The sequence below is a fragment of the Salinimicrobium oceani genome, assembly GCF_012037645.1.
Window position 1 is genome coordinate 1 of record NZ_JAAVJR010000011.1, and the last position, 12534, is coordinate 12534.

General features: G+C 42.9%; 8 protein-coding genes. 5 read left to right on the forward strand and 3 right to left on the reverse strand.

Going from position 1 to position 12534, the window contains the following annotated elements; genetic code table 11:
- The first annotated feature begins 378 nt into the window (after positions 1–378).
- The gene (locus HC175_RS14120) at positions 379–2736 is read left to right on the forward strand and encodes a sodium-translocating pyrophosphatase (RefSeq protein ID WP_168139140.1); all 2358 of its coding nucleotides are present in this window, start codon (positions 379–381) and stop codon (positions 2734–2736) included.
- Positions 2737–2848: 112 nt separating this feature from the next.
- Entirely contained in the window at positions 2849–3880 is a 1032-nt protein-coding gene (locus HC175_RS14125) for an App1 family protein (RefSeq protein WP_168139141.1), read from the forward strand.
- A 20-nt stretch (positions 3881–3900) separates the two neighbouring features.
- Here HC175_RS14125 and HC175_RS14130 read toward each other — a convergent pair whose 3' ends face one another.
- The 3 genes from HC175_RS14130 to HC175_RS14140 form a co-directional block, all read right to left on the reverse strand.
- Positions 3901–4518 (reverse strand): deoxynucleoside kinase, encoded by a 618-nt coding sequence (locus tag HC175_RS14130; RefSeq protein WP_168139142.1) that lies wholly within the window; start codon positions 4516–4518, stop codon positions 3901–3903.
- Between the two features lie 222 nt (positions 4519–4740).
- Entirely contained in the window at positions 4741–5109 is a 369-nt protein-coding gene (locus HC175_RS14135) for a DUF6122 family protein (protein ID WP_168139143.1), read from the reverse strand.
- A 1252-nt stretch (positions 5110–6361) separates the two neighbouring features.
- Positions 6362–9643: an amidohydrolase family protein gene (locus HC175_RS14140; RefSeq protein ID WP_168139144.1), complete on the reverse strand. Its 3282-nt coding sequence runs from the start codon at positions 9641–9643 to the stop codon at positions 6362–6364.
- A 213-nt stretch (positions 9644–9856) separates the two neighbouring features.
- Between HC175_RS14140 and HC175_RS14145 the strand changes: the two genes are divergently transcribed.
- The 3 genes from HC175_RS14145 to HC175_RS14155 all read left to right on the forward strand — a co-directional run bounded on the left by HC175_RS14145 (position 9857) and on the right by HC175_RS14155 (position 12489).
- Positions 9857–10816, forward strand: coding sequence for a hypothetical protein (locus tag HC175_RS14145; RefSeq protein ID WP_168139145.1), 960 nt, complete (start codon positions 9857–9859; stop codon positions 10814–10816).
- Positions 10817–10879: 63 nt separating this feature from the next.
- Positions 10880–11674 (forward strand): CPBP family intramembrane glutamic endopeptidase, encoded by a 795-nt coding sequence (locus HC175_RS14150; protein WP_168139146.1) that lies wholly within the window; start codon positions 10880–10882, stop codon positions 11672–11674.
- Positions 11675–11871: 197 nt separating this feature from the next.
- Positions 11872–12489, forward strand: coding sequence for a DUF4386 domain-containing protein (locus tag HC175_RS14155; RefSeq protein ID WP_168139147.1), 618 nt, complete (start codon positions 11872–11874; stop codon positions 12487–12489).
- The last annotated feature ends 45 nt before the right edge of the window (positions 12490–12534 follow it).

The following is a 12534-nucleotide window of genomic DNA, read 5'->3' on the forward strand; positions in this document are numbered from 1 at the left end:
TCAATAGAAACATATAATAATGATAGGCCACACTTGAGTCTTCAAATGAAAACGCCTAACTTTATTCATGAAAAAACCTGTGAAGAAAACTCCACAGGTCTATCTAAATTTTTTATTTAAAAACTGTAAACCTATTTTAGGACGACACAAAATAATTTGATTTTCAGGAAGCTAGAAGTTACGCCGTTAAAACCTAAAGGAAAAATAGGCTTTCGGATAAATTCATAACGAATAATACATTTTTGACAGTTCAAATGCTTTAATGGCTGAGGATCTGTAAATATTCTGTACAAGTTTTTGAGAAAGATCATTTTAGGTAAGTCATAATTTCCTCCCTTTTGTTAACTTTAGCGCCGCAAATAAATTTTAACAAAAATTATGGAATCATTGATGATTTGGTTGCCAGCGATCCTGGCGATCATAGGGCTCATTTTTATGTGGGCAAAGCGCACCTGGGTTTTAAAGCAGGATGCGGGAGATGGAAAAATGAAAGATATTTCCTCTCATATTTACGAAGGAGCACTGGCATTCCTTAATGCCGAGTATAAGATCCTCACCATTTTCGTGATCGTGGCCAGTATTCTCCTGGCAGGAATCTCCTTCATTGTTCCTACCACTCATATTTTAATTGTTGTAGCCTTTATTTTCGGGGCTATATTTTCTGCCTTTGCCGGAAATATCGGGATGCGTATAGCAACCCAGTCAAACGTTCGTACTACACAGGCCGCCAGAACAAGTTTACCACAAGCTCTAAAGGTCTCCTTTGGAGGAGGAACTGTAATGGGACTTGGTGTCGCTGGTCTTGCGGTTCTTGGTTTGACCACTTTCTTTATCATTTTTTTCCATGTGTTCATGGGAGGAGAATGGACAGACGTTCATCAAATGACTATTGTCCTCGAAACCCTTGCCGGATTCTCTCTTGGAGCTGAATCTATCGCACTTTTTGCACGAGTGGGCGGTGGTATATATACAAAGGCAGCCGATGTGGGTGCCGACCTTGTAGGAAAGGTGGAAGCCGGTATTCCTGAAGATGATCCTCGAAACCCTGCAACTATTGCCGATAACGTAGGTGATAACGTAGGAGATGTAGCTGGAATGGGGGCCGACCTCTTCGGAAGTTATGTCGCTACTGTTCTTGCAGCCATGGTGCTTGGAAACTACGTGATCAACGACATGGGCGGAAATATTGTGGCTGAAGGATTCGGCGGAATTGGTCCTATTCTTTTACCAATGGCCATTGCCGGCTTCGGGATCATTTTCTCCATTTTTGGAACGTTCCTGGTAAAGATCAGTAGTAACTCTGCCAAGGAAGCACAGGTACAGGCTGCTCTTAACCGTGGGAACTGGGTATCTATTGTACTCGTGGCAATCTCTTCTTTCTTCCTGGTCACCTGGATGTTGCCTGAAACCATGCAAATGGAATTCTTTGGAGAGGGACCTCAGGAGATCTCTTCCCTCAGAGTTTTTTATGCTACTTTGGTAGGACTTGTTGTAGGAGGTGTTATTTCGGCAGTGACCGAATACTATACCGGCCTGGGCAAGAAACCTGTTCTGGATATAGTTAGAAATTCAAGTACCGGTGCAGGTACTAATATTATTGCAGGACTTGCTACAGGGATGATTTCCACTTTCTATTCTGTATTACTTTTCGCCGTTGCGATCTGGGCTTCTTATGCCTTTGCAGGCTTTTACGGGGTTGCGCTGGCAGCTTCGGCCATGATGGCTACCACTGCTATGCAGCTGGCTATTGACGCTTTTGGGCCTATTGCCGATAATGCGGGTGGTATTGCCGAAATGAGCGAATTACCTTCAGAAGTGAGAGAGAGAACAGACATTCTTGATTCCGTAGGGAACACAACTGCTGCCACCGGGAAAGGATTTGCGATCGCCTCTGCAGCGCTTACTTCTCTTGCGCTTTTTGCAGCTTATGTCACCTTCACCGGTATTGATGGGATCAATATCTTTAAAGCGCCTGTACTTGCAATGCTTTTTATTGGAGGAATGATCCCTGTTGTCTTTTCTGCTCTTGCCATGCAATCTGTTGGAAAGGCGGCTATGGATATGGTAAACGAGGTACGCAGGCAGTTCCGTGAAATTCCGGGTATTATGGAGGGTACCGGAAAACCTCAGTATGACAAGTGTGTGGAGATTTCCACCAAAGCTGCACTACGAGAGATGCTTCTCCCGGGATTACTTACTATTGGTTTCCCTATTCTTATCGTACTTTTTCCAATGGTTCTTGGTTATGAAAATCGTCTAATCGCCGAAATGCTGGGTGGCTACATGGCCGGAGTTACCGTAAGTGGTGTACTATGGGCTATTTTCCAGAACAATGCCGGAGGTGCGTGGGACAACGCTAAGAAATCTTTTGAAGCCGGAGTAATGATCAATGGAGAGATGACCTATAAAGGGTCTGAAGCGCATAAGGCGGCCGTTACGGGAGACACGGTAGGAGATCCATTTAAGGATACCTCGGGACCTTCCATGAACATTCTTATAAAGCTTACCTGTCTTATCGGGTTGGTGATCGCGCCAATTCTTGGGCAGGATATGGCTGTTGCCAATACCCCCGAGGTGGAGGAAGTTACCATCCTTCAGCCAGAGACGCAGAAGGAGCCTGGAGCACAGTTTTCTGAAGATAAAAATGAAACGCTGGTTGCTGCGGAAAAAATAGCAAATGCTGCGGAAGCTACTTCTACTGAAAAGCCTTTAGAGGAGATTTCCGAAGAAGAATAGTCTATTGGAAATTTCCTAAAAATTTTTTAAAATCCTCTGCAAAAGCAGGGGATTTTTCATTTTAGATGTACCTTGAAACAGGTGTCAAAAATGTCATTTTTAAAACCCTTTTATGCAGATCCTTTCCCGGCTAAAAAATCATCTCACCGCAAAACCTGAAGTAAAACTCGCTACTTACCGCAGCTATGGTACAGCCAGTCATTTGTATTTACTTGGTCGCGCGATTGATGATGATAACCTTAAAATGCACGAAGATCAATCCTTTTTCAGAACGCTGGCCAATACCTACAAGCAATTCGACAGCTATGAGATTGCAGGGGCAGAGGTTTGGCTGGAGCTTCCAAATGGAGAGATCCTCAAGACCGAAACAAATGCTGATGGCTATTTCCTATATGATAAGACCATTTCACTTAATTTAAGAGATTTTGCAGATGATGAAGGTTGGGTAAAACTTAAAATGTCTTTTGCTTCCGAAGTGCCCAACAGTATCATCACCCATAATAACCAGTTTGAAGCAGAATTGCTTATTCCTCCACAAAAAGCGAGTTTTGGAGTAATTAGTGATATCGACGACACCATTCTTCACACCGGGGTTACTTCTTTTCTAAAATGGAGGGTGGTTCATAATTCCCTTTTTAAGCACGCTTATAAAAGGATCTCTTTTGAAGGCTCTCCCGGTTTCTACCAGAAGCTACATGCGGGGAAAAATGGCAAGGAGCAAAATCCCATGATCTATCTTAGTAACAGCCCCTGGAATTTGTACCAGTACCTTAAGCTGTTTCTGGAGATCAATGATTTTCCAAAAGGGCCAATTCTGCTAAGAGATTTTAGAACTCCATTTGATAAGACGCTACGCCCTGAAAAACCGCATAAGCAGAAGGAGATCATCAATATCCTGAAAACCTATCCACACCTGAATTTCATCCTCATTGGTGACAGCGGGGAACATGATCCTGCGATCTATACCGAAATTGCAGCTCAATATCCAGATCGCATTCTGGCGATCTACCTGCGAAGTGTAAAGCACCGCCGAAAAATGGAACGGGTACAGAGTATCGTCGACGATTTCGAAACCGTACCTGTCCTGCTTGTCGAGAGCTCTAAACAGGCAGAAGCTCATGCAAAAGAGCAGGGCTTCATCTAAGTGAGCTTCGGAAAACCAGTTTATTTAAAAAGGCCGTGTAGTTCTCCGTCTACCCTGGTGATAATGTTACCAAGATCTTCCGGATTGTCAACGAAATTGATATTGTCTACGTCTATAATGAGCAGGTTGCCTTTGTTGTAGTTGTGTACCCAGGCTTCGTAGCGTTCATTAAGTCGGCTTAAGTATTCGATGGAAATGGAATTTTCGTAATCCCGGCCACGTTTATGGATCTGAGATACCAGGTTGGGGATACTGCTGCGCAGGTAGATCAAGAGATCTGGTCCCTGCACCACGCTTTCCATAAGGTCGAAAAGGGAGCGGTAATTTTCATAATCCCTGTTGGTCATAAGACCCATAGCATGCAGGTTTGGTGCAAAAATGTGGGCATCCTCGTAAATGGTCCTGTCCTGGATAATGGCTTTTCCGCTTTCCCTAAGTTCCAGGATCTGGCGAAAGCGACTGTTTAGAAAGTAGATCTGCAGGTTAAAAGACCAGCGTTCCATCTTATTGTAAAAGTCCTCGAGGTAAGGATTTTCAAGCACATCTTCAAATTGAGGCTCCCAGTTAAAATGTTTTGCTAGTAATTTAGTAAGGGTAGTTTTCCCTGCCCCTATGTTTCCCGCAATGGCTACGTGCATGTTCAGTGAATATTTTGGCTGTTAATTTGGAGTGGGGGAAATCCCCCGCGTGGTAAATATAAGAGAATTCAGCTTTGAAATAAAAACGGCTTTGCGTTAAAATGTATAGTTATCGGGGAATTGGAAAATGTTAAGTGGGATTAGAGCATCTGCCGGAAAGATCGAGAATGGCTTTCCTGTAACAGCTATCATCTCTGGTCCCTTAATTCTTAACTCTTGGCTCTAAAAAAGGCCTTCAAACACCTCTGCAGCCGAACATGCCTCGCACTTCGAGAGCATCCAGAGGCAATCGATAAAATCTGTGATCATGTGAAAGGCCAGTCCTATCATGATGAGGCGAATGATCTTGTGCTTTATAAAAACAGCTCCCAAAAAATAGAGTGGGATCACATATTCGGAATGCAGCAGATGAAATCCAATGCTGCATCTTCCGGGACTAAAAATGGGTGTAGCCAGCAGGTGATCGAGATCGACCAGCATTGTCGCCAGCAGGAGCAGCCAGTATTTCTTCCAGTTGTTTTTGTCGTACCAGTAGGCAATAGCGCCTATGAAAAAGAAGTGGAGGAAGTAATGAGTAATTGTTTGCAACAATTGTTCAAGGTTTAAAGTTGAATGTTCAAGGTCGGACCTATGTAAAATGCCGGTTTTAAAATTAGGTTCAAAGTTACATCTTTATAGGTCAGGATAGGGAATGGGAAAGGTTGGGCTAAAGCCCATTTTGTTGATTCCTTTTTAATCCTCCGGCTGAAGCCGGAGGCAATTGATGTTCCAACATTTCTCTCTGCTAGTCAAAAATGATAATAAATAAATTGCACCACAAGATCTTAAAGGAAATTCAGATGATAGGAAATGACAATTGAATAAAAGATTTTGGGCTAAAGCCCATTTTGTTGATTTCTTTTTGATCCTCCGGCTGAAGCCGGAGGCAATTGATTTTCGAAACTTTTTCTATGTTTTTTGAAATGAAAAAAGGAAATGATTTGCTCCACCGCTGCTGGAACCAGGGATTGAGATTCAGATCTTAATGGAAATTAAATGAAAGGAAATGACAATTGAATAAAAGATTTTGGGCTAAAGCCCATTTTGTTGATTCCTTTTTAATCCTCCGGCTGAAGCCGGAGGCAATTCATGTTTCAACATTTCTCTCTGCAACTCAAAAATGATAAAAAAATGATTTGCTCCACCGCTGCTGAAACTAAGAACTTAGATTCAGATCTTAATGGAAATTCAAATGAAGGATTGACAATTAAATGAAAGATTTGGGCTAAAGCCCATTTTGTTGCTTCCTTTTTGATCCTCCGGCTGAAGCCGGAGGCAATTCATTTTCGAAACTTTTTCTATATTTTTTGAAATGAAAAAAGGAAATGATTTGCTCCACCGCTGCTGGAACCAGGGATTGAGATTCAGATCTTAATGGAAATTAAATGAAAGGAAATGACAATTGAATAAAAGATTTTGGGCTAAAGCCCATTTTGTTGATTCCTTTTTAATCCTCCGGCTGAAGCCGGAGGCAATTCATGTTTCAACATTTCTCTCTGCGAGTTAAAATGATAAAAAATGAATTGCACCGATTCCCTTTTTTGCTGAAGCCGGAGGCAATTCATTTCTAATATTTCTCTTTGCTTTTCAAATAATAAAAAGAGAAAAGATCAAGTGCCCCCACCTTCAGGTGGGGGATAACAATTATAATCAGAACATGGGCTTTAGCCCAATGAAAAAGCCGAAATCCCAAGGATCCCGGCTTAAAAAATTCTAAAGGCTCAAGTTTTAATTTCGGGCCCTGGTTTCTACATAAGTTCAAAAACCATTTCAATATACATTATACAATCTTACACTATACAATTTAATGCGCCATACACCCATGTGCATGTCCTTCCTCATGCCATCCAAAAGAGGGATTATAACCATTATTTTCCCAGTAGAACTCATTCCTTTCTTTTGGTTCATTTCCAATTTCATTCATGGTATTAGCGTCATAAAGTCTTCCGTTTACCATGGTATAGATGATCGTGTTGGTATTCTGAATATCCTCCAGCGGATTCTCCTCAAGAACAATAAGATCGGCTAGTTTGCCTTCTTCCAAAGAACCTATCTCGTCACCCATTCCAATATATTCCGCAGCGTTTATAGTAGCGGTTTTTAGAGCTTCCATGTTGCTCATGCCACCCATCTGGATCAGCCAAAGCTCCCAGTGAGCTCCCAGCCCTTGTAATTGTCCGTGGGCACCCATGTTTACTTTTACTCCGACATCCGAAAGTTCCTTTGCAGTTTTTGAAACCAAAATAGGTCCGTGCTCGTATTCTTCATCAGGCAACTTGGTGCGGTGTCTTGAACGGGAATCAACCACTGACCGCGGAGTGAACTCTAAAAGTTTTTCATTCTCCCAAACATTGTGCTTGTCGTAGAAATAATATTCCCCGTTGATTCCGCCGTAATTTACTATAAGCGTTGGTGTATAACCGGTGTTACTGTTGCCCCAAAGGGTTTTGATATCCTTGTAAACCGGTGCGACTGGAATATTGTGTTCGATCCCGGTATGCCCGTCCACGATCATGTTCATGTTGTGGAAGAAAGTACTTCCGCCTTCAGGAACCACATTCATACCGAGCTCCCTGGCAGCCTGCATCACCTGCTGACGTTGCTCCCGGCGCGGCTGATTATAACTCTTTACTGAAGTCGCTCCAAAGGCCTTGGTTCTTCTCAAAGCCGATCTCGCGTCTTCTAAACTGTTAATCTCGGCCTTGAAGTCACCTTCAGCTCCGTAAAGTATAATTCCAGTAGAGTAGAGGCGTGGTCCCACCATTTCTCCGCTCTTGATGAGTTCGGCCATTCCGAAGACAGTTTCACTCAAAGCAGAAGGATCATGCGCGGTGGTCACTCCGTAGGCAAGGTTTGCAAAGGCAGGCCAGTGCTGCTGCGGCGTCAATCCGTATCTGAAAGCTCCAATATGCGCATGCGCATCTACCATTCCGGGCATGATGGTCTTGCCCTGAACGTCATAAACCTTCGCATTTTTCGGAACATTTACTTCGGAAGCATTTCCTATCTGCACAATCTTGTTGCCTTCAATAAGAATACTTCCGTTCTCGATCACTTTTTCGCCTTTCATGGTGATGATGCGGGCGTTGGTGAATGCTATCTGTCCCGAAGGTACATCGGTCTTCACTTTCAACCCGATCTTCGTTCCCTGCTCAGTAATTGGCGGAATGGAATCTACTGAGTTCTCTAAAAAGGTAAAACGCTCGGTAATTTTATTGGTAAAATATTCGTCACCTAAGGTCCAGTGTACATTCTTGCTGTCGTTAGACCAGTGGATATTGATCCCCGCGTCTTTTGCCAGCTGGCTCACAGGAACAGTTTTGGAATCGGGGCCAATTTCTACAGCCTTGCCGGTCATCATCAGCGGCGCCACGTAAGCTTTGTGAAGATTGCTGAAAGCTACCCATTTATTGTCGGGGCTTGGCACCAGGCGACCGCCGTACTTGGATTCCATATGCGTGCGTTCATCTTTTCCATTGAGGTCGACACTTTTCAGGCTCTTGGTAAGGCTTCCGAATAAATATCCTCCTGTCTGGAACAGGATGCGGTCATCACTGGCATTGAACATGGCAAATTCTCCTTTATCGCTGATCTTCCTTACATTCTCTCCGGATGCATTCATCAAATAGATCCCGGGATTTTTGGTAAAGGTTCTTCCCAGGTCTGAGTTTCCACCTTCCTTGTTGAAGACGATCATTCGGCCGTCACTTGAAAAAGAAGGGTTCCTGAAAATGCCTTTTTCGGCAGTCAGTTTTTTTGCATTTCTTCCGTTAAGACCAACTGTTCTCACAGCACCCATATTATCGTCGCTCCAGGTTACGTAAACAATGGTTTTTCCATCGGGTGAGAAGCTGGGTTCAAATTCGAATTCTTCAGCTTTGGTGATCCTTTCCGGAGTTCCGTTAGGAAGACTTTTCTTCCATAGGTAACCTACTGCGTTAAAGACTAGGGTTTTTCCGTCAGGTGAAGTCACTGCGTGGCGAATCACCTTCGGATTGAATTCTTCTGAAAACACCTTGTGCTTCACCTGGTGCGTTTCGGCGATCTTGATGGTGTTGTTGACCTCGAAAGGAATTTCAGAAACATTGGAGGTCTCAATATTTGCTCTCTTGATCTTTCCCTGGCTCCAGAAAACTAATTCCTGACTGTTAGGTAACCAGCCAAAGCCGGGATAAACTCCAAAAATGGCCCATGCTTCCTGTTGATCCTTGCTCAGCTGGTCATTTACCGGCCATTCTTCACCTGTTTCCAGGTCATGGATATAAAGAACAGAACTCGTGCGCACCCGCTTCACGAAAGCCAGCTTTTTCCCATCAGGTGACACCTGTGGTCTCGCCGCACCACCCGGGCCGCCTGTAACTCGATCGATCTCCCCGGTTTTAAAATCGTAGCGGTTGATCACGTAGATCTGGTTATTTGGATCTTTATTATACTGGAACACACCTCCGGGGTACACGTCCTGGCTGTAGTACAGGTAACGGCCATCGGGTGAAATGCTGGGCTCGTTGATATCCTGCTGCTCGTTCTTCTTTTCTACCAGCTGAATTCCCGCAGCGCCTGCACCTATGTGGTACATCCACATTTCTCCGGCACCAAGCGAACGGCCTGAAGTGAAGTGCTTGCGGGCAACAATTGCGTTGCCATTGGGCATCCACACTGCGTTGTTGAGGAGCCTGAAATTTTCTTTTGTTAGCTGCTTTGCATCGCTGCCATCGGCATCCATGATCCAAATGTTATCTCCGCCTCCCGCATCACTCGTAAAGGAGATCCTTTTTCCGTCGGGACTAAAGCGCGGTTGCACATTATAGGCCATACCGCTGGTAAGGGCGGTAGCTTTTCCGCCAGAGATCGGCATATGATATATATCTCCTAAAAGGTCAAAAACGACCTGCTTTCCATCGGGGCTTACGTCCAGGTTCATCCAGGTGCCTTCGTCGGTATTGAGAGCTACTTCTTTGATGTTCCAGTCGTCTGTATAGGGATCGTTCACATCCCATTTTATGTCATCTTTTTTTTCTTCTTCCTGTGCAAACAAGGCAGATGTGGTCATTAGCAGTACTAACGCCAACAGGTGTTTATATGTCATAAATTATAAATGAGTTAAAGTTTAAAGAGCGCTAAATATAGGGAATTTTTGAACTTTTAATAAAGAAGCCTTTAAGGTGAAAACAACAAAGGAGTGCAGATATTTTATAAAAATCCCTATCTTGATTCTCTTAACAGGTTAATGTTTGCGTCCCTACCCGGCAACCGACCTATTGTTTTTCCGTTTTTATTCATCGCATTGAACCTGCCTGTCATGAAAAAAAATTTACTGCTGGGGTTACTTTTTTCTACTATTGTCGTTTCTTTTTCATGTGAACCTGAAGGTTCTGGTGGCGGTGATCCCAATCTGCAACAAGAGGACATCATCTCAATACCCGATGCTGAATTTAAAAATGTGCTGATTCATACCAATTCCATCGATACCAATGGAGATCACATTGGAGACAGCACAATTGACCTTAATAATGATAATGAGATCCAGCGATCTGAAGCAGAGGCAGTAACAGGATTGATCATGAACTATAACTATTTTGGAATCGGAAGGCTTGTCGATTTTGCCGGAATAGAAAATTTCAATAACCTTCTGTACCTCAAGATCACAGGGCTGGGTGAAGCTTCAGGAGGCAGTATAAATGGAGATGAGTTGCTGTCTTATGATTTTAGCGCGCTTAAAAAACTGGAATATCTGGAATTCAACAATGTCGTCACCAATTTTAGTAACACCCTCAACCTCTCGGGCCTTCCTAATCTCAAGCACTTAAAATTAATAAATGACCGACCATATTACGAGGTCTTTACTGACGAAAATATTGCACTTCCTGTCAACTTTATAAATGTGGATCTCCAGGGTACAGAAAATCTTCTTGAGCTCGAAATGATCAACAGTTTTCTGAAAATCAATTTCTGTGAAGTCCCTGCCCTTAGAAAGCTCAACATGTCTTATTTAGAAGGAGGGGAGCCCGAAGTTTTCGATTTTCATTGCCTCACACAGTTGGAGTGGCTTGATATTTCGGAAAATTTAATCAAATCTCTTATTCTGAAAAATTCTTCTGTGACAAATACCTTGATCGCTAACGATATTGGAGCTTCCAATATGGGAAATTACCCGTTCGTGGAATATATCTGCCTTGACGATATTCCCGAAGAATTAGAACAGATTGTAAGCTTAAGAGACGAAAGTACTGTAGTAGATAGCAAATGTAGTTTTCAGTGATGGCACTTGATTTTAAGATCCTTCAAAAAAGACATTTTTGACACCTCTTCTAAAAAATCCTCTATGGCACTTATCCGAGCCTTATTCCTGTTTCTTGCTCTTGTGGCACTTATGCTTGCACTTGGTATGACCCAACTTTACCTGCTTGAACTGGTGAACCCTTCAGAAAACGTTTATCTTCATGGAATGGGGATCATTACCTGGATCACGCCCTTTATTGCCTACGGAACGATCTTTTATTTTTCAGAATTTCAACTTGATCTAAAAGTGTTGCCTGCAAAGCTGAAGTCTCTTAATTCCGAAGTTTTACTTTATATTTTAGCGATTGCCATAGGGCTGGAATTTCTGGACCGGCCATTATTCGATTTTAAAAGGATCTGGGATTTCATAGATGTAGGAAATGCAGAGCCATATTACATGCCTGAAGCAGACAGGTTTATTATCTATACCGGAGTTTTCGCTATGATTTTAGCGCCTGTATTTGAAGAATTATACTTCAGGAAATTCCTTTTTTCCAAGCTGCTTGAAAGGTATTCAGCTACAACTTCGATTTCGGTTTCCAGTCTTTGTTTTGCGCTCTTCCACCTGCCGAGTTTCCGTAATTTGTTGCCTACTTTTATTTTTGGTGTGGTCGCCTGCCTGCTTTATAAAAAGACCGGGAACATTCTTTATACCATCTTCCTGCATGTCCTGGTAAATACCCTTTGGTTTACGCTACAGTATTGGGGAGGGGATTTTTACAACTGGATCTTTGAGCTGCAATTCAGTGTAAATTATTGGATGCTATTCCTCTTTGGGGTTGTTCTTACCTATTACGCAGTACATAGAATTATCCGGGTTGATGAGAAGCAGCTTTGAACGGGATCTTTCATTTTTTTCTTCTCCCGTTTTTAACCATTAAACGATTCGTAGCGGTTTAACGAATATTTTATATTTTTATCATCTAAAGACAATGAGTTTAGGTTTTTATGTTCTGAAAATTTTGTTTGTCATTAGAATGTATGAGGGGAGATGAAGGAGATCCTGAATTTACCAATCTTTTAAAATACATACCTATGAAACCCAGAACGCTTGCCATCCTTGCCGGTTTTAGTTATCTCGTTATCTTCTTTGCTGCAATCTTCGCAAATTTTATGGTTCTCGAAGCTATACTTGAAAATCCGCTGGAGACGGTACAGCAGGAGAGATTTTTAGTGGGGCTGGGAATCTTTGCCTTTATGCTCACCGTCATCTTTGATGCAGTAGTAGCCTGGGCCCTTTATGAACTGTACAGAGAACATAAGTTGTCGGGTCTTAGTACGATCTTCAGGCTCATTCATGCCACGGTCATGGGAGTGGCTATAGCTATGCTGCCACTTGCCTTAGATCTTACCTCAAACCAGGAGATCTTGCAACAGGTGGAGATCTTCAACACTATATGGCTGCTTGGTCTTTTCTTTTTTGGGGTGCACCTTATTCTGCTTGCCAAGATTCTGGATAAGCCACAGATCATTCGGATTTTATTGCTGTTGGCGGGAATCATGTATATGGTAGATACCACAGCCCATTTTATGCTGCCAAATTATGAAGACTATGCTTCTGTGTTCCTGATGCTCGTTGCAGTGCCGAGCATTTTAGGGGAAATGTCATTCGCGATCTGGCTTCTGGTAAAAGGGGGGAAGGATCTCCACTAAACCAGAATATTTTTTTTCAGGGAAAAGGGCAGTCTTTAATTCACG